This is a genomic window from Myxococcus sp. MISCRS1, assembly GCF_026626605.1.
In the GTDB taxonomy this organism is placed as follows: Bacteria; Myxococcota; Myxococcia; order Myxococcales; family Myxococcaceae; genus Myxococcus; species Myxococcus fulvus.
Map to the genome: position 1 here is coordinate 685,947 of NZ_JAPNKB010000001.1, position 18,074 is coordinate 704,020.

Annotated in this window: 16 protein-coding genes; 9 read left to right on the top strand and 7 right to left on the bottom strand. The window is 70.1% G+C overall.

Annotated elements, in window-relative coordinates:
* Positions 1 to 26: 26 nt before the first annotated feature.
* Together OWM54_RS02420 and OWM54_RS02425 are read left to right on the top strand one after the other, a co-directional pair.
* Positions 27 to 1,271, top strand: a complete 1,245-nt coding sequence (locus OWM54_RS02420) for an energy transducer TonB (protein WP_223751733.1) — start codon at positions 27 to 29, stop codon at positions 1,269 to 1,271.
* A 63-nt stretch (positions 1,272 to 1,334) separates the two neighbouring features.
* Entirely contained in the window at positions 1,335 to 2,273 is a 939-nt protein-coding gene (locus tag OWM54_RS02425) for a cation diffusion facilitator family transporter (protein ID WP_223751734.1), read from the top strand.
* An 83-nt stretch (positions 2,274 to 2,356) separates the two neighbouring features.
* Here OWM54_RS02425 and gcvP read toward each other — a convergent pair whose 3' ends face one another.
* The 3 genes from gcvP to gcvT form a co-directional block, all read right to left on the bottom strand.
* A complete protein-coding gene (gcvP, locus tag OWM54_RS02430) occupies positions 2,357 to 5,266 on the bottom strand; it encodes an aminomethyl-transferring glycine dehydrogenase (protein ID WP_267696517.1) in 2,910 nt (969 codons plus the stop codon).
* Positions 5,267 to 5,354: 88 nt separating this feature from the next.
* On the bottom strand, positions 5,355 to 5,747 hold the full coding sequence (gene gcvH / locus OWM54_RS02435) for a glycine cleavage system protein GcvH (RefSeq protein WP_267696518.1): 393 nt from the start codon (positions 5,745 to 5,747) through the stop codon (positions 5,355 to 5,357).
* A 30-nt stretch (positions 5,748 to 5,777) separates the two neighbouring features.
* Positions 5,778 to 6,863: a glycine cleavage system aminomethyltransferase GcvT gene (gene gcvT / locus OWM54_RS02440; protein WP_223784651.1), complete on the bottom strand. Its 1,086-nt coding sequence runs from the start codon at positions 6,861 to 6,863 to the stop codon at positions 5,778 to 5,780.
* Positions 6,864 to 6,958: 95 nt separating this feature from the next.
* Between gcvT and metF the strand changes: the two genes are divergently transcribed.
* The 4 genes from metF to OWM54_RS02460 all read left to right on the top strand — a co-directional run bounded on the left by metF (position 6,959) and on the right by OWM54_RS02460 (position 9,666).
* Positions 6,959 to 7,831 carry a methylenetetrahydrofolate reductase [NAD(P)H] gene (gene metF, locus OWM54_RS02445; RefSeq protein ID WP_223751738.1) on the top strand — a complete coding sequence of 291 codons (873 nt, stop codon included), beginning with the start codon at positions 6,959 to 6,961 and terminating at the stop codon, positions 7,829 to 7,831.
* On the top strand, positions 7,828 to 8,250 hold the full coding sequence (locus OWM54_RS02450; RefSeq protein WP_223751739.1) for a hypothetical protein: 423 nt from the start codon (positions 7,828 to 7,830) through the stop codon (positions 8,248 to 8,250). Before metF ends, OWM54_RS02450 begins: the two co-directional genes overlap by 4 nt.
* Before the next feature lie 177 nt (positions 8,251 to 8,427).
* A complete protein-coding gene (locus OWM54_RS02455) occupies positions 8,428 to 8,979 on the top strand; it encodes a hypothetical protein (protein WP_267696519.1) in 552 nt (183 codons plus the stop codon).
* A gap of 174 nt (positions 8,980 to 9,153) precedes the next feature.
* The gene (locus tag OWM54_RS02460; RefSeq protein WP_267696520.1) at positions 9,154 to 9,666 is read left to right on the top strand and encodes a hypothetical protein; all 513 of its coding nucleotides are present in this window, start codon (positions 9,154 to 9,156) and stop codon (positions 9,664 to 9,666) included.
* A gap of 9 nt (positions 9,667 to 9,675) precedes the next feature.
* Here OWM54_RS02460 and OWM54_RS02465 read toward each other — a convergent pair whose 3' ends face one another.
* Positions 9,676 to 11,121 (bottom strand): sensor histidine kinase, encoded by a 1,446-nt coding sequence (locus OWM54_RS02465; protein ID WP_267696521.1) that lies wholly within the window; start codon positions 11,119 to 11,121, stop codon positions 9,676 to 9,678.
* Between the two features lie 494 nt (positions 11,122 to 11,615).
* Positions 11,616 to 12,572 carry an ADP-ribosylglycohydrolase family protein gene (locus OWM54_RS02470; protein WP_267696522.1) on the bottom strand — a complete coding sequence of 319 codons (957 nt, stop codon included), beginning with the start codon at positions 12,570 to 12,572 and terminating at the stop codon, positions 11,616 to 11,618.
* A 270-nt stretch (positions 12,573 to 12,842) separates the two neighbouring features.
* Here OWM54_RS02470 and OWM54_RS02475 point away from each other — a divergent pair, with 270 nt between their 5' ends.
* The 3 genes from OWM54_RS02475 to OWM54_RS02485 all read left to right on the top strand — a co-directional run bounded on the left by OWM54_RS02475 (position 12,843) and on the right by OWM54_RS02485 (position 15,745).
* The gene (locus OWM54_RS02475) at positions 12,843 to 14,051 is read left to right on the top strand and encodes an OmpA family protein (RefSeq protein WP_267696523.1); all 1,209 of its coding nucleotides are present in this window, start codon (positions 12,843 to 12,845) and stop codon (positions 14,049 to 14,051) included.
* Positions 14,052 to 14,457: 406 nt separating this feature from the next.
* Positions 14,458 to 15,078 (top strand): TIGR02265 family protein, encoded by a 621-nt coding sequence (locus OWM54_RS02480; protein WP_046713278.1) that lies wholly within the window; start codon positions 14,458 to 14,460, stop codon positions 15,076 to 15,078.
* A 31-nt stretch (positions 15,079 to 15,109) separates the two neighbouring features.
* Positions 15,110 to 15,745, top strand: a complete 636-nt coding sequence (locus tag OWM54_RS02485) for a TIGR02265 family protein (protein WP_223751745.1) — start codon at positions 15,110 to 15,112, stop codon at positions 15,743 to 15,745.
* A 22-nt stretch (positions 15,746 to 15,767) separates the two neighbouring features.
* On the opposite strand, the gene OWM54_RS02490 is transcribed toward OWM54_RS02485, so the two are convergent.
* Both OWM54_RS02490 and folD read right to left on the bottom strand, forming a co-directional pair.
* Positions 15,768 to 16,883 (bottom strand): esterase/lipase family protein, encoded by a 1,116-nt coding sequence (locus tag OWM54_RS02490; RefSeq protein WP_267696524.1) that lies wholly within the window; start codon positions 16,881 to 16,883, stop codon positions 15,768 to 15,770.
* Positions 16,884 to 17,198: 315 nt separating this feature from the next.
* Positions 17,199 to 18,062, bottom strand: coding sequence for a bifunctional methylenetetrahydrofolate dehydrogenase/methenyltetrahydrofolate cyclohydrolase FolD (gene folD / locus OWM54_RS02495; RefSeq protein WP_223784657.1), 864 nt, complete (start codon positions 18,060 to 18,062; stop codon positions 17,199 to 17,201).
* Positions 18,063 to 18,074 lie beyond the last annotated feature (12 nt).

Genomic DNA, 18,074 nt, shown 5'->3' on the forward strand with positions numbered 1-18,074 from the left:
CGGGCCCGGAGGTTTATCATCGCGCCGTGAGCACGGGTTCTTCTCCCACAGACTGGCGCCGCAAGCGGCGGCGAGGCTCTCCGTGGCGCTTGGTCGCCGCGGTGGTGCTCGCCCTGCTGGTGCACGGCGGCTACCTGGCCGTCGTCCTGTTCACCGGGACACTCCCGGTGACGCCCCGTGAGCGCAAGGCCGTCACCCGCCCTCCCACCTCCGTGGCCGTCCGGCCGATGACGGAATCCCAGTGGGCGAAGAACCGGGGCCAGGCGAACACCAAGACGCAGCCCAACCTGTCCAGCCGGCCGCGCGTCGAGGAGAAGAAGCCCGAGGAGAAGAAGCCGGAGACGCGCCCCCAGGGACAGGTGGTGGACCTGGCGCCGGGCAACGAGCAGGAGGCCCCGGACGCCAAGTACCTGGCCGAGCACAACAACCGCGTCGACAAGGAGACGCGGGCCCGCGAGCAGACGCCCTTCTACCGCAACGCCATGCCCCAGCGCACCGCGCCCCAGAAGCAGGACGGCGCGGACGTGGAGCCCACGGCGCCGCGCATCGCCGGCAACAACGGCATGGGCAACGATGATCGGCCCCTGGCCGAGGGCGGACAGAAGTTCGCGTTCGAGATCCCCGACATCCACAAGAAGAACGAGGTGAAGGTGAAGTCGGACCCCACCTCGCCGGGTGGCGTCGCGGTGAACAACCAGACCGAGAGCGACGAGCTGACGGGCAACTCGAAGCGGCTGCGCATCCAGCCCGGCACGGGCGGAGAGGAAGAAGGCTCCGCGGGGCGCGTGGGCTCGCCGGGAATCGCCGCGCTGATGCCCTCGCGCGCGGCCATGGACAAGGTGCTGGGCGCCGCGCCCAATGACCACCTGAAGGACGTGGAGGAGGGCGACGGCACCCTGCTCAACTCGCGCGAGTGGAAGTACGCCAGCTTCTTCAACCGCGTGAAGCAGAGCGTGGGCATGCACTGGAACCCGAACGAGTCGCTGCGCCGCAGGGACCCGACGGGCCGCACGTACTCCGGTCGCGACAGGCACACGCTGTTGGAGATCACCCTCGACGAGAAGGGCCGCATCACCGACATCCAGGTGGAGAAGAGCAGCGGCCTGGACTTCCTGGACATGGAGGCGGTGTCCTCGTTCCAGCGCGCGCAGCCCTTCCCCAACCCGCCGCCAGGCCTGTTGGGTGACGACTCCCGGGTGCGCTTCTCCTTCGGGTTCTTCCTGGAGATGGGCGGCGGGCCCCGCATGCGGTTGTTCCGCCAACCCAACTGACGTCGCGCGGAACACGCGGCAGGTCCTCGCGCCCGAGCGCGGTTCTGGTTACGGTGCCGCGCCGTGGACACGACCCTCGCCGACCGGAGCGCCGCGCTCCAGCAACGCAGCCAGCGCATCCGCGGGGTGCTGCTCGCCATCCTCGCGGCCAACTGGGTGGTGGCGGGCGCGAAGCTCGTCTTCGGCCTGCTGAGCCAGTCCGCCGCGGTGACGGCCGACGGCCTGCACTCCTTCATCGACGGCGGCTCCAACGTGCTGGGGCTGGTCGCCATGGGCGTGGCCTCTCGGCCCGCGGACGCGGACCATCCCTACGGACACGGCAAGTTCGAGGCGCTCGCGTCGCTGGGCATCGGCGCGATGATTGGCATCGGCATGTTGGAGCTGGGGCGCATGGCGCTCGACTCGCTCCTGCATGACGTGCACGCGCAGGTGACGCCCGCCATGGCGGTGGTGATGGGGCTGACGCTCGTGGTCAACATCACGGTGACGCGCGTGGAGAGCCACTACGGGCGCAAGTACCAGAGCAGCCTGTTGATGGCGGACGCGAGCCACACGATGTCCGACGTCTACGTCTCGCTGGCGGTGCTCGCGTCGCTGGGGCTGGTGGCGCTGGGCTACCCGAAGGCGGACGGCATCATCGCGCTGGGCGTCATGGTCTTCGTCGCGTGGGTGGCCTACGGCATCGTCCGGCAGGCGGTGGGCATCCTCTCCGACACGGCGCGGTTGGACCCCGCGCAGGTGGCGCAGCACACCATGGGCGTGGCGGGCGTGCGCAGCTGCCGCGACGTGCGCAGCCGGGGCATGGAGGAGAGCGTCTACGTCGACCTGAAGATCGAGGTCGACCCGAACCTCACCACCGCCCAGGCCCACGAGGTGGCGGACCGCGTGGAGCGCACGCTGCACACCGCGTATCCCCAGGTGGTGGACGTGGTGGTGCACGTGGAGCCCGAGCACGACGGCGCCTCGGCACACGCGCGGGCCCCGGCCACCGAGTCCCACTGAAGCCAGTCCCCGCAACGACAAGGGCCGCCTCCCGCTGAGGGAGACGGCCCTTCGGTGTCACGCTCGAGCCCCGAGGGCCCGCGTCAGGCGACGGCGGGCTTGGGCTCCGGCGTCATGTAGTCCTCGATGGGCGGGCACGAGCACACGAGCTTGCGGTCCCCGAGCACGTTGTTGAGGCGGCCCACGGACGGCCAGAACTTGTTCTCGCGCACCCACGCCGCCGGGAACACGGCGAGCTCGCGCGAGTACGGACGGTTCCACTCCGGCCCGGTGATGACGCGAGCGGTGTGGGGCGCGTTCTTCAGGACGTTGTTGTCCTTGGGCATGCGCCCCTCCTCCACGTCGCGAATCTCCTGGCGGATGGCGATCATCGCGTCGCAGAAGCGGTCCAGCTCCGCGCGGGACTCGCTCTCCGTCGGTTCGATCATCAGCGTGCCGGCCACGGGGAAGGACACCGTCGGCGCGTGGAAGCCGTAGTCCATCAACCGCTTGGCCACGTCCTCCACCTCGACGCCGGAGGTCTTCTTCAGCGGGCGCAGGTCGACGATGCACTCGTGCGCCACCCTGCCCCGCTTGCCGCGGTACAGCACCGGGAAGTGCGGCTGGAGCCGCTCGGCGATGTAGTTGGCGTTGAGGATGGCCAGCTTCGTGGCGCGGGTGAGGCCCTCGCCGCCCATCATCGAGATGTAGACCCAGGAGATGAGCAGGATGCTCGCGCTGCCCCACGGGGCCGCGGAGATGGCGCCGATGCCGTCCGAGCCGCCCGTCTGGATGACCGGGTGCCCCGGCAGGTGCTTGACCAGGTGGCTGGCCACGCAGATGGGCCCCATGCCCGGGCCGCCGCCGCCGTGCGGGATGCAGAACGTCTTGTGCAGGTTGATGTGGCAGACGTCCGCACCGACGAGGCCCGGCGCGGTGAGCCCCACCTGCGCGTTGAGGTTGGCGCCGTCCATGTAAACCTGGCCGCCGCGCTCGTGGATGATGGAGCAGATCTCCTTGATCTCCTCCTCGAACACGCCGTGCGTGGACGGGTACGTCACCATCAGCGCCGCCAGCTTGTCCTTGTGCTCCTCGGCGCGGGCGCGCAGGTCCGCCACGTCGATGTTGCCGTTCTCATCGCACTTCGTGACGACGACCTTGTAGCCGGCCATCACGGCGGAGGCTGGGTTGGTGCCGTGCGCGGAGGACGGGATGAGGCACACGTCGCGGTGCCCCTGGCCCCGGCCCTGGTGGTACGCGCGGATGACCAGGAGGCCCGCGTACTCGCCCTGGCTGCCGGCGTTGGGCTGCAGCGAGCAGCCCGCGAAGCCGGTGATGGCGGAGAGCATCTGCTCCAGCTGCTCGAAGATGACCTTGTAGCCGGCCGCCTGCGAGGTGGGCGCGAACGGGTGCAGCCGGCCGAACTGCGGCCACGTCACCGGAATCATCTCCGCGGTGGCGTTGAGCTTCATGGTGCAGCTGCCCAGCGGAATCATCGAGTGCGTCAAGGACAGGTCCTTGGCCTCGAGCCGCCGGATGTAGCGCAGCATCTCCGTCTCGGAGTGGTAGCTGTTGAAGACGCTGTGCGTGAGGAACTCGCTCCGGCGGCGCAGCTCCGGGGAGATGGAGCTCTCCACGTTGGCGCCCACGTCGTCCAGCGACGGCACCTGGGAGGCCTTGCCCGCGCCGGTGGCGAAGGCGGTGAGGATGGCCTCCACGTCGGACGCGCGCGTCGTCTCGTCCAGGGCCACGCCCAGGGTCTTCTCGTCGATGCGGCGGAAGTTCATCCGCGCGGACTCCGCCGCCGCCAGCACCGCGCGCACCTGCGGCGCCGTCAGCTCCACGCACAGCGTGTCGAAGTACTGCTCGTGCCGCGTCTTCAGGCCCAGCTTCGCCAGGCCCCGCGCCAGCACCACCGTCAGCCCGTGTACGCGCTCGGCGATGGCCTTGAGCCCCTTGGGCCCGTGGTAGACGGCGTACATGCTGGCGATGACGGCCAGCAGCACCTGCGCGGTGCAGATGTTGCTCGTCGCCTTCTCGCGGCGGATGTGCTGCTCGCGCGTCTGCAGCGCCATGCGCAGCGCGCGCCGGCCCTGCGCGTCCTCGGACACGCCGATGAGCCGGCCCGGCATCACGCGGGTGTACGCGTTCTTCGTCGCGAAGTAGCCCGCGTGCGGACCGCCGTACCCCATGGGCACGCCGAAGCGCTGCGCGCTGCCCACCGCCACGTCCGCGCCGAACTCGCCCGGGGGCGTCAACAGCGTGAGGCTGAGCAGGTCCGCGGCGACGATGAGCAGGCCGCCCGCGGCGTGAACCTTCTCGCCGAACGCGCGGTAGTCCACCACCGCGCCGTCCGTGGCCGGGTACTGCACCAGCGCGCCCACGTACTTCTTCGCCGTCAGGTCCACCGTGCGGTGGTCGCCGACGACGATTTCGACGCCCAGCGGCTCGGCGCGGGTGCGCACCACGTCCACCGTCTGCGGGTGGCACGCCTCGGAGATGAAGAAGGCGACGCCCGCGTCCTCCCCCTTGACGTGCAGGGCCAGCGACATGGCCTCGGCGGCGGCGGTGCCCTCGTCGAGCAGCGACGCGTTGGCGACCTCCAGCCCCGTCAGGTCCATCACCACCGTCTGGAAGTTGAGCAGCGCCTCCAGCCGACCCTGGGCGATCTCCGCCTGGTAGGGCGTGTACTGCGTGTACCAGCCCGGGTTCTGGAAGATGTTGCGCAGGATGACGTTGGGCGTGTGCGTGTCGTGGTAGCCCATGCCGATGTAGGACCGGAACACCTGGTTCTTCGCGGCGATGGTCTCCAGCTGCGCGAGCAGCTCGTGCTCTCCGCGCGCCTGCCCCAGCCGCAGCGGCTCCTTGGAGCGGATGGCCGGGGGCACGGTCTGGTCGATGAAGGCATCGAGCGAGTCCACGCCCAGCGCGGACAGCATCTGCTTCAGCTCCTGCTCATCCGGACCGATGTGCCGGCCGGCGAACGACTCCTGGTACTTCCAGTTCAGGGACATGGCGGTGGTGACTCGCTGGCGACTCGAAGACATCCGAGTCGGAAAATTCGAGGACCGTCACTAACAACGGCCGCTCGGCGTTTCCCTCTCAGGCGTTCTTGAGCAGCTCGGCGTAGGCGGCGGCGTCCAGCAGCTCGCCCAGCTGGCTGCTGTCCGAGAGCTCGAGCTCGATGATCCACCCCTCACCGTAGGGGTCCTCATTGAGCGTCTCGGGGCTCGCGGTGAGCTCCTCGTTCACCTTGGTGATGGTGCCGGACAGGGGGCTGAACAGCTCGGAGACGGCCTTCACGGACTCGACGGTGCCGAAGGGCTTGCCCTTCTCCAGCTTGGCGCCTGACTTGGGCAGCTCCACGTAGACGACGTCACCCAGGGTGCTCTGGGCGTGGTGGGTGATGCCCACCACCACCTTGTTGCCCTCGATACGGGCCCACTCGTGCTCTGCGGTGTACTTCAGGTCGCCGGGAATGTTCGCGTCGGACATGGGGTGCTCCTGCCAGGGGGCGGGAAGGGTTCAGGACTTCTTGAGGAAGGGCGTCTTGACGACGACGGCGGGCACGGCGCGGCCGCGGATCTCCACGTCGAACGTGGAGCCTTCGGCGGACAGCTCCGTGGGGACGTAGCCGATGCCGATGGGCTTCTTCACCGTGGGGCCCATGGTGCCGCTGGTGGTCTCGCCCACCAGGGTGCCGTCCTTCTTGATGGGGTAGCCGTGGCGGGGGATGCCGGCGCCGGTCAGCTCGAAGCCCACCAGCTTGCGCTTCACGCCCGCGGCCTTCTGGGCCACCAGCGCGTCCTTGCCGATGAAGCCGCCCGCCTTGTCCAGCTTGACGATCCACCCCAGGCCCGCCTCCAGCGCGGTGTGGGCATCGTCGATGTCGTTGCCGTAGAGGGCGTACTTCATCTCCGTGCGCAGGCTGTCGCGCGCGCCCAGGCCGCAGGGCTTGACGCCGTCCTGCTGGCCTTCCGTGAGCAGCGCGCTCCACAGGGCCGCCGCGTCACCCGGAGCGCAGTACAGCTCGAAGCCGTCCTCGCCCGTGTAGCCGGTGCGGGAGATGATGGCGGGCTTGCCGGCGACCTCGCCCTCGGCGAAGCGGTAGGTGCCCACCTTGGACACGTCCGTCTTCGTCAGCCGCTGCACCAGGCCCACCGCCTTGGGGCCCTGCACGGCGATCTGCGCGTACTCGTCGCCCCGGTCCACGGGGGTGACGCCGCGCGCGTGCTCCTTCATCCACGCGAAGTCCTTCTCGCGGTTGCTGGCGTTGACGCAGATGAGGATGCGCTCGGGGCTGAAGCGGTAGGCGACGACGTCGTCGACGAAGCCTCCCTGCTCGTTGAGCAGGCCCGCATAGACCGCCTGGCCGTCCGCGATGCGGGCGAGGTCATTGGAGATGAGGCCGTTGACCGTCTCCAGCGCGCCCGGGCCTTTGAACTCCACCTCGCCCATGTGCGACACGTCGAAGAGGCCGACGGCGTTGCGCACCGCCTCATGCTCGGCGATGACAGAGGAATACTGCACGGGCATGTCCCAGCCCGCGAAGTCGACCATCCGAGCGCCCAGCGCGCGGTGGGCCTCGTTGAGCGGCGTACGCCGGGTCATCGGCTTCTCCTGAAGGGGGGATGAAAACGGCGCGGACTATAGCCGCGCACCTTCGCCGATCAAGGCCGACGCGGAACGTCTACACTGGGTCCGACATGAAGATTCGTAATCGGTTGAATCCGTCCAACCCTTGCTTCTCCTTCGAGTTCTTCCCCCCGAAGACGGACGAGGGGGTGGCCAACCTGCTCCGGACGCTGGAGGACCTGGCGCCCCTGGAGCCGGGGTTCGTGTCCGTCACGTACGGCGCCGGCGGCAGCACCCGCGACAGGACGCTGGAGCTGGTCAGCCGCATCAAGCAGCAGACGGGCATCGAGGCGATGGCCCACCTGACGTGCGTGGGGCACACCCGGGAGGAGCTGCGGGACGTGCTCCAGCGCCTGGCCGACGCGAAGCTGGACAACGTGCTGGTGCTGCGCGGGGACCCGCCCCAGGGCCAGACGACCTTCCAGCCCACCGAGGGCGGCTTCTCCTATGCGTCGGAGCTGGTGCGATTCATCCGAGAAGAGGATTTCAACTTCTGCCTGGGGGGCGCGTGCTATCCGGAGGGCCACGTGGAGACGGCCTCCCGTGACGACGACCTGCGTCATCTGAAGGCGAAGGTCGACGCGGGGCTGGACTTCGTCGTGACGCAGCTGTTCTTCGACAACGCGTTCTACTTCGACTTCGTGGAGCGGGCCCGCCGCGCGGGCATCAACATCCCCATCGTCCCCGGCATCATGCCCATCACCAACTACGAGCAGGTGCAGCGCTTCACGCGCATGTGCGGAGCCACGGTGCCCATGCGCCTGGGGCTCCAGTTGGAGCGGGTGAAGGACCAGCCGGAGGCGCTGGTGCAGCTGGGCGTGGCGCACGCGACGGTGCAGTGCATGGAGCTGCTGTCGCGCGGCGTGCCCGGCATCCACTTCTATACGCTCAACAAGTCCCCGGCGACGCGGATGATCGTGAGCGCCCTTCGAGCCCATCTATGAGCGGTCCTGGTCTCCATCTTCCCCCCGATGATCCCCGCTACAAGGTCGTGGAGATCATCCGGGCCCCGGCCTTCTTCCTGCTGTGCACCGGGGTGCTGAACGTCTTCTTCAACCTGGCGGGCTTCGTGCTGGCCGCGATGCACGTGACGTCGCCGCTGGTGCCAGCGGGCGCACCCGCGACGACGCTGGAGCTGAGCTGGTCACTGGCGCTGATGCTGGTGGTGGGCATCCTGTGCGGCGTGCTCTCCGCGTGGGGCGCGATGAGCGCGATGAACCTCAAGGGCTACGGGCTGGCCACGGTGGGCGGAATCACGGCGCTCTACATCCTGTCGCCCGCGTGTGTCGTCGGCGTGCCGGTGGCCATCTGGATGCTCTTCACGCTGCGCCGCGAGGGCGTGCGTGAGGCGTTCCGGAGCTGACGGACGGCGCGCGCAAGGGGCACGGAGGAGCCGACAGTCATCCGGCACCCGTGGTCCGGGTGATGGGGACCGGGTGGGGCAGCACTCATTCGGAGCCCCGATGACCGGCCCATCCAGCGTGTCGGCCCGGGGTGCTGGACCGGATGCACCGTCCAGCCCAGTCCTCACGGAGCCGTCATGTCGCCGCGTCACCTGCTGTCCATCCTTCCCGCGCTGCTCGCCGCCGTCCTGCTGCACGCCGCCCCCGCCTCCGCCCAGGTCCAGCTCACGGACATCACCTGCAAGGGGACCGTGAAGCAGACGTGGACGCCGGGGTTGAAGGTGCTGCCCGCGGACGTGCGCTACACGAACGACACGGACTTCACCGAGTGCACGTCGGCGTCCACCGGCATCACCTCCGGGAGGATCCGCGTCGACGAGACGTTCAACAACAGCTGCCTGGCCAATATCGAGCGGGTCGAGGCGGTCATCGAGTGGAGCGACGGGAGCAGGTCCACCGTCTCGCTGCTGGGCATCGGCGTGAACGTCGTGGGCAACCTGCAGATCTTCACCTCGCTCGGCCGGGTGACGTCGGGTCAGTTCGAGGGCGGCCTGGTGTCCCTCACCAACGCGTTCGCCGCCCGGGACTTCCTGCCGTGCCTGACCCCCATGGGCCTGAGGGCACTGCAGGGCAGGACGGCCCTCATCATCAACACGCCGTCACTGCCGCTGCCGCTGCCCCAGCCTTGACGCGGCGGACCGCGCGAGCTTCCGCGCGGCCGATTCCCGACAGGCGCATGGGACCGAAAGGCGGACTGGTGACGCTCCCGGAGGGGCACCACTCATCCGGCGTCCCCGCACCGCCACTGGCGAGCGAGGCACGGACGGCTCACCCCGAGCCGTCCGTTTCCACGGAGCCGACCCATGCCCTCGAAACTCCTCCCCGTCCTCCTGGCCCCGCTCGTCCTCTTCACCCCACCCGCCCGGGCGCAGGTGGGCATGACGGACCTGACGTGCACCGGCGCCGCCTATCAGGCGTGGGACCCGGGCCTGCGGCTGTCGAACCGGGACGTCACCTACTCGAACGAGACGACCTACGAGCGCTGCTCCTCGAGCGATCCGCTCGTCACCTCGGGCAGGCTGGTGGCGCTGGCCCGGCACACCACCAGCTGCGCGTCCAACCTGGGCCCCCTCCAGGCCACCGTGACGTGGGACGACGGCTCCATGTCCACCTTCTCCGTCCAGGGCGCGGGCATCCACAACATCGACGGGACGCGCGCCTACGTGTCCATCGGCATGGTGACGGAGGGCCGCTTCCAGGGCGACGCGGTGGTGATGACCCACGCGCTCTCCACCATGGACCTGGCGCCGTGCCTGTACTCGGGCCTCCACTCGCTGTCGGGCCCGACGACGCTGCGGCTCACCCGGCTGTTCTGAGCCGGGCCGTCACGACGGACAGGCGACACCGCTCGCAGCCTGCGTCCCGGGCAGGCTGACCGTGAAGACGCTGCCCTCCCCCTCGCGGCTCTCCACCCGGAGCGTGCCGCCGTGCTGCCGGAGGGTGGAGGACACCACCGTCAGGCCCAGGCCGGTGCCGTGCTCCTTGGTGGTGAAGAGCGGCTCGAAGATGCGCTCCAGCACGCTCGCCGGAATCCCATCCCCATTGTCGGCCACGCGGATGTGGAAGGCGCGCCCGGTGGCCATCTCCGCGGAGACCTCCACCCTGCCCTCGCGCCCTTGCGGCATGGCCTCCACCGCGTTCTGCACCAGGTTGATGAGCACCTTGCGCAAGAGCTCGCGGTCCACCCAGGGCGGCTCCAGGCCCACGGACACGTGGTTGACCACGTGCACGGCCTCGCGCGCGGGCACCAGGTCGATGACCTCCTCCACCAGCCCATGCAGCGAGCACGGCTGGAGCACCAGCGGCCTGTCACGCACCAGCTCCAGCATCTCCGACGTGAGGCTGGCGCAGACGGACAGCTCCCGCTCGATGATGCCCAGGAAGCGCTGGATCCGCTCGTCTTCCTGCGCGCCACTCACGCTGCGCAGCCGCCGCACCACCGCCGCGTTCGCCGTGCGCGCCGCGGCCAGGGGGTTTCGCAGCTCGTGGCTCACCGTCGCGGTGAGCTGCCCCACCGTCGCGAGCTTCTCCATCCGGGCCACCCGCTCCCGCGAGTCGCGCAGCTCCCGGCCACTGTTCTCCACCAGGCGCACGCGCTCCTGCCGCTCGCGCTCACACGCCCGCTCCAGCAACACCTGCCGCTCCGCGACGCGCGTCATCTCGCGCACCGCGCCCTGACACGCGAGCACCAGCACCGCATCCACCAGCCCCACCCAGAACGTCAGCTCCAGCGCGCCCCACGTCGGCCCGCCCGCGAACGCGGCCCCAGGCTCCGGCCAGCCGATGCTGCGCGCCACGTGCACCACCACCGCCGTCACCCCCGCCGTCACCAGCACGCGGGTGTCCCGGTAGAAGCTCAGGAGCGCCAGCGAGCCGAAGACATGGAAGTACGTCTCCAGCCTCCCACCCGACAGGTGCACGAGCAGCACGGACCACAGCACCTGCGACACCGCCATCACCTGCCGCGTCACCACCGCGCCCGGCCGCAGGAACGCCAGCGTCACCGGGATGATGGACAGGGGCCCGCCCAACAACACCGCCCCCCAGAAGGGCTGGGGCGACAGGTGCGGCTCCGGCCCCCAGGAGGGCATGGACGTCACCCACGCGAGGCCGAGCGCGAAGAGCCACTGGCCCACCATCAGCCCCAGGCACAGCCGGTCCGCGCGGGCCCGCACCGCGGCCAGGTACTCCGCCACCACCGCTCGCACACGCGCCGCCATCGCCCCATCGGACGACAGCGAGGCCAGCCGCCCGGACTCCGTCGTCGGCACGGTGGGACTCGAGCGGGACTCCCGCTTGCCCGCATGAGCCGACGTCGCCCGGCCCACGAGCGATTCCACTTCAAGATTGGTCGCCATCCTCAGGCTCACCCCGGCCGTACTGGCCCCTCAGGATCCGCGCCATCTTAACGCGACGCACCTATCCAGCAATACAGTTATTTCCACTTAGACCGGTTGTGGTACCGACGACATCTTCGTCGCGCTCCAGGACCAGCCGACACCCTGGCTGCAATGACAGGCATTGTACCCAGGTACAATTCCAAAGCCAGACGTCCACACATCCACACAATCCCGTTTTGAATCGAGTTGCAGGAAATCACCCGGGTCATATCATCCGCGCGTGGTGCTGGCGTAAGGACCCGGCTCGAAGCCTGTCGGAGTCAGAAGGGCGATTCCAACCCGGGCCCGAGGTCCCGCCGACGGCTGGCGTTGGTTCAGGGCTCCGCTCCGCCCCCGGGGGGGTGGGCGGAGTGGAGCCCGTGGTTTCACTGCGCCGAGGGGCTCGCGTGGTGCGCCAGCAGCTTGCGCAGCAGCGGCGCCACCAGCTCGGTGCCCCGCATGGCCGAGCGCCAGCGCGAAGGAATCGCCCCCACGCCCCCGAGCACGCCCGCGATTCCGCCGGCCACCGCGGCCGTGGTGTCGGTGTCGTGGCCCAGGCGGATGGCACCGCGGACCACGCCTTCAAAGTCACCGCCCGTGGCCACGCAGTCGCGCGCCGAGCGCAGGCAGTCCACCACGTAGCCGGTGCCGTGGCCCGGCATGTCCTCGGCGCCGAGCGGGAGGATGGCGCCGTCCAGCTCCTCGCGGGCCTCGCTGCCCGGTGGGTACAGCGCGCGCATGCCCGACACGGCCTCGGCCCAGGGACGCGCGGCGCCCTCCAGCGCACGGCGGGCCCAAAGACAGTACAGGGCGCAACACACGCGAGCGCGCACGTGGCCATGTGTCACCAGGGACTGGTGCATCGCGTCCGAGGCGAGCTGGGCGTCACTGCCCCGGTGCCACAGGGCCAGCGGCAGCACGCGCATCAAGGAGCCGTTGCCGTTGTCCTGGACGCCCGAGGGGCCGGCGCTCGTGGCGGGGGCGCCGGCGCGAAACATCGCCAGGGCCCGGTCCGTCTGGATGCCCACGTCGAAGACCTGCCCGTCCACGGCCAGGTAGCCCCACTCGCGCCAGTTCACCAGCCGCCGGCCCAGGTCGTCCAGGTCCAGGTGGCCCTTGAAGAGCAACGAGTCCAGCAGGCACAGCGCATGGGCGCCGTCGTCCGACCACGTCCCCGCCAGCACGCCCGGGTGCGCGCGGTGGAAGCCCGCGGGCGGCTCCAGCTCGATGTCGCGCGCCGGGGGAATCGCCTCCGGAGCGTGGAACTCATAGGGCACCCCCAGGGCATCTCCCACGAGCAACCCCCAGAGCCCGCCCTCCAGCCGCTCCTCACGCGATGGCACGCTCGTCCTCCCTCGAACCGACAGGAGGCGACGCTCCCGCCGAGCCCTCCCGGCGTCAAGCCCCGCCAGCGGCCTGGCTGGACGCATGCGGCCGGACGGGCGGAGGCCTCCGCGCCCGAGCGCGACATCGGGGCGATGTGCCCTGGCGACGCGCTCCGCACCTTCGTTCCCTGAAGAGTCGTTCGCACCGGAGCCCGGAGCTCCATGCCGTCCGAGAGCGACTCCCCGCACCGGGGCGACTGGTGCCGAACGAAGCGGAGGAGAAATCACATGTTCAACCTCATCGACATGGTGCGTGAGCGTTTCACGGGCAACGTGATGCAGAAGATGGGGTCCTCGCTGGGTGAGGACCCGATGTCGCTGGGCCGGGCCCTGCCGGGCGCCATCGCCGCGATTGGCGGGAGCGTGGCGGAGCGGGGCTCCACCGAGGGCGGCGCGCAGCGGCTCTTGTCCCAGCTCAACGAAGGCGGCTTCACGGGGCCCAACGCGGGCAACGAGGACATCTTCGCGCCGGACATGGCCGAGCGCGGACAGGGCATGCTCAGCGGGCTGTTCGGCGACAAGCTGGGCGCCGTCTCCAGCGCGCTGGGCCGCACGGGCGGCTTCAGCAACAGCAGGTCCGCCACGGGGATGATGGCCATGGTGGCGCCCATGGTGATGGGGGTCATCGGCAAGCACGTGCGCGACAACCGCATGGGCGCCTCCGGCCTGTCGCAGCTGTTGGGCGGCCAGCGATCCCTGCTCGCGGCGGCGATGCCCGCGGGCCTGGGCAGCATCCTGGGCATGGGCGGCGCGGGGCCCCGCGTCGTCGAGGAGGTCCAGGAGGCGCGCTCCATCCCCACGGTGGAGACGGTGCGCCGGCAGCAGCCCATCGAGCGGATGCCCGTGCACCATGACGAGCCCAAGAAGCGCAACCTGGGCTGGGTCATCCCGGTGGCGCTGCTCGCGCTCCTGGCCGGGTGGTTCCTCACCCGCTCGCGGCGCGACGAGCCCCGCCGGCAGCAGGCCAGCGTCACCCAGCCGGCGCCGCGCCAGCAGACGGACACCGGCGTGGGCGGCGCGGGCACCGCGGGCATGAGCACGCCCACCATCGCCCGGGACGCGCAGACGATGCGCCAGGCCATCGAGGGGGGCGCGAAGAGCTTCGTGCTCGCCGGCGTGGGCTTCGAGGAGGGCTCCGCGCGCCTGACGCCGCAGAGCGACGCGAGCGTGGGGCAGCTGGCCTCCGTGCTGCGCGAGAAGCCCAACGCGCGCGTGCGCATCGAGGGGCACACCGACTCCACCGGCGACGCGAACGTGAACCGGCAGCTGGCCCAGCAGCGCGCGGAGGCGGTGCGCTCGGCGCTCGTCGCGGACGGCATCTCCGCCAACCGCTTGGACGTGGCCGCCGTGGGCTCCGGGCAGCCGGTGGCGTCCAACGACACGGCGCAGGGGCGCGACATGAACCGCCGCATCGAGGTCCAGGTCCTGAGCCGCTGAAGCGCCCTCCCCTCCCTGGGCATCCAGGCCCCTCGCGCGAGCCCTCGCGCGGGGGGCTTGTCGCATCGCGGCGTCCGCCCTGGATGCCTTTTCCATGCGACACGCCCCGTCAGGCCCCGTTTCCTCCAGGCGTGGTCCTCGAGGAACGACCAGAAAACGCCAGAACGCCCCCGGCCCGCAGCGCGGGCTGTGCATTGGCCGTCACCTCGCGCCAAGGCCGTCCCCACGTGTCGCGCCCTCGCGCTCCGTCTGGAGGCGCCCTCAACTGTCCCCACAAGGACAGCGCACACCGACTCGCGTCGCAGCCAGGCGGGCTTTCCAGGCTACGCGGTTTGCCTCACTTTCAAGGGGAGGCAGCCCGGGCGCGAAGTGGCGCGGGTCGCGAGTTCCATGACGGGGGGAGTCCATGACTGTGATTGCGTTCCGGAGCCGGGAGAGGGAGGTCCTGGACCCTGGCTGTGAGCTGGAGCGCCGGCTGGGGCTGGCCGCGAGCGAGGACCGCGCGCGCGGCATGTTCTTCCTGGGCGTGCTGGACGTGGTGCGGCGCGAGGCGGGTGAGACGCAGGCGGCGCGATGTCTGGCGGCGTCCGGGGAGCGGCGCTTCGTGCCGTTCTTCCTCTACCCCGTCAGCGCGTTCCTGCGGATGTCCTTCGCGGCGGCGGAGATCCTGGCGCCAAGGTTGGGAGGCTTCGAGACGGCGATGCGCATCATCGGCGCGCAGGCCACCCATGACTTCCTGGACTCGGTGGTGGGGCGCAGCTTCCTGATGCTGGCGGCGGGAGATCCGCGTCGGCTCGTGAACAACCTGCCGTCGGGCTACCGCACGGCCGTCACGTACGGCGAGCGCCATGTCACGTGGAAGGGCCACCAGGAGGGCTGCATCAACGTGTTCAGGGACTTCATGCCGCACACCTACCACGAGGGGGTGTTGCTGGCGGTGTTGCAGGCGGTGGGCACGCGGGTGGCGCGGGTGCGTGGACGACCGCTGAGCCTCCTGGATTGCGAGTACGTCGTGTCCTGGGCGTAGGAAGCGACGCAATCTCATCCGGGACATGGACGTGAGCACGCAATCGGAAGAGGCGGCGCAGGCGGGCTCCGAGCCCGGCAGGGTGGTGGATCCGCTCACGCAGCTCGCGCGGAGGCTGGCCTCGGCCACCGCCCAGGACAAGACGCGGGGCATGTTCTTCCTGGGCACGCTGGACGTGGTGCGCGCCATCGCCGGCGAGGCGACGCGGGAGCGCTGCGCGCGGGCCTCGAAGGAGCGCAGGTTCGTCCCGTTCTTCCTCTACCCCGTCAATGACTTCCTGCGGCTGACGTACTGCGCGGCGGGGTTGCTCGCGCCCCGGCTGGGGGGCTTCGACGCGGCGATGAAGACCCTGGGCGAGAAGGCCACGAAGGACTTCCTGGAGTCCGCGGTGGGCCGCACGCTCTTGAGCGTGGCCAATGGCTCACCGCGGAGGCTGGTGGACAACATGCCGTGGGGTTACGCGGCGTCCGTCAGCTACGGGAAGCGGACCGTGTCATGGAGCAGCGAGCGCGAGGGGTGCCTGCACGTGCGTGGGGACTTCATGCCGCCGCCGTATCACCACGGCGTGCTGAGGGCGGCGCTCGAGGCCCTCGGCGCGCGACACGTGCGCATCGAGGGCCGCGAGCTGGAGCTGCTCGACTGTGATTACTCGTTGTCCTGGGAGTGAGGCGCCACGCGCACGGCGGCGGTCACTCGTTCTGGCTGATGTACTGGATGATGGCCGCGTAGAACGAGCGCTCGCTGAAGAGGTCCGGCCCGAAGCCCACGACATCCAGGTGGTCCTGGTCGATGACGCTGGACAGGGACGTCATCTGCGCGGGGCCCGGCGCGTTCAGGTCCGTGACGGGGCCGAGGGACGCATCCACGGTGACGGCGCCCAGGCCCAGCAGGTTCTCGGTGTAGCGCAGGCGCGGGCCCATCTGCTGCGAGTTGATGCCGACGACGCCGTCGTCATCGCGCTCGTCGCGGATGCCGTCGCCCTGCCCCGCGGCGCCGTCATTGTCGCAGTCATCCACGCAGTACTCATCCCCGTCGATGTCATAGACGGTCTTCTGGACGAGCAGGAAGACGGGGCTGACGTCCAACCCCGCCTGCGCGGTCATCAACGACGCGTAGTGGGACGCGTAGCGCGGGTCCATGGGGTGGTTCTGGTTGAACGCCTTCGCGCCGGTGGTGACGCCGTCATTGGCGTCGTAGTCGTCGTAGACGAGCTGCTTGAGGGCCGCGAAGCCGTCATTGCCCGCCTCGTAGATGATGTTCCCGTAGACCGCCGCCAGGATGTTGGCCAGCTCCGTCACGGTGGGGTTCAGGTCCAGCACGAACTTCGCCACGGGCGAGCCCCGATGCGGCGAGGAGACGCTCACCAGGACATCCACCACGGGCCGTCCCCGCCGCTCGGCGAGCACCCGCGCCGCCTTGCGCGCGTCGATTCCGCCCTGCGAGTGACCGATGAGGTTCACCCGCGCCGCGCCCGTCGTCGCCAGCACGCCCTCGATGTCGGACGCCAGGTCCAGCCCGCGGACATCCGAGTTGTGGAAGGCCAGGACCTGCGCGGCGAAGGCCTTCTGTCCGGGATTCAGGAAGGGATTGCAGGCCAGCTCCAGCAGCTCGTCACAGGCGTCTCCCACGAAGCTGCCCAGCTCGTCCCCGAAGTAGTCGAGCACCAGCAGCTTGTCGAACCCGGCAAGGCCATGCGCGAAGACCACCGGATGTTGCGTGCGCTGTGCGCGCTGGGCCCACGCCGTCTGCGGCCCCGCGATGAACCAGACACAGGCCAGCAGTCCCACGCTTCGAATGACATTCATGTCGCGACTCCATGCCCGCGGCACTCGCCGGGCGCAACGCCATGCGGGCATCCCCCTTTCCCGCACGGCTCGTGTCCGGCCCGCTGAAACCAGGCAGGGGCCCGCCGACGGTCAAGGTGCGGCGCGAGACGACGGGCCAGGGTGGCCCGGGCGGAGGACTCGCCGGTGAGCGTCTGTCTTTCTTACGAGGGAGCCGCCGACGGCGCGGGCATGGGCGCCAGCGACGTCCTGAAACACACACACCCGCCATGATGCCTCACGGAGGCGTTCACTCCGTGAGTCTGTCAATGGGAGAAAAGGACAACCACCGTCGGTTCAAGCCGAGGAAGGGCCCCCGCCACGCACCGCGGCCTCGAGCGTGTTGCGGATGAGCATGGCGATGGTCATGGGCCCCACGCCGCCGGGCACGGGGGTGATGAACGACGCGCGCTCGGCGGCGGCCTGGAACTCCACGTCCCCCACCAGCTTGCCGTCCTCCTCCTTGCGGTTCATCCCCACGTCGATGACGACGGCGCCGGGCTTGATCCACGCGCCCTTCACCAGCTCCCGCACGCCCGCGGCCACCACGAGGATGTCCGCGCGGGACACCTCGGAAGGCAGGTCACTCTTGCTGTGGCACAGGGTGACGGTGGCGTTGCGCTGCAGGAGCATCAGCGCCATGGGCTTGCCCACGATGTTGCTGCGCCCCACCACCACCGCGCGCTTGCCGGAGGGCTCGCAGCCGATCTCCTCCAACAGGCGCATCACCCCCAGCGGCGTGCACGCGCGCGTCGCGGGACGGCCCAGCACCAGGTTGCCCGCGTTGAGGGGATGGAAGCCGTCCACGTCCTTCTCCGGCCGCACCGCGGAGATGATGACATCCGGGTCGATGTGCCGGGGCAGGGGCAGCTGCACCAGGACGCCGTGCACGGCGGGGTCCTCGTTGAGGCGACGCACCAGCGCGAGCAATTCGTCCTGGGAGACGGTGGAGTCGCGGTGGTGCTCCCAGGAGCGGAAGCCCACCTCCTCGGCCGCCTTCTTCTTGCCGGTGACGTACGTCTTGGACGCGGGGTCCTCCCCTACCCGCACCACCGCGAGCCCGGGGACCAGGCCCTGCTCCGCCTTGAGGCGGTCCACCTCCGCCTTCACCTCCGCCCGGACGCGCGCCGCCACTGCCTTGCCATCGATCAACTGGGCCATAGGTCACCCCAC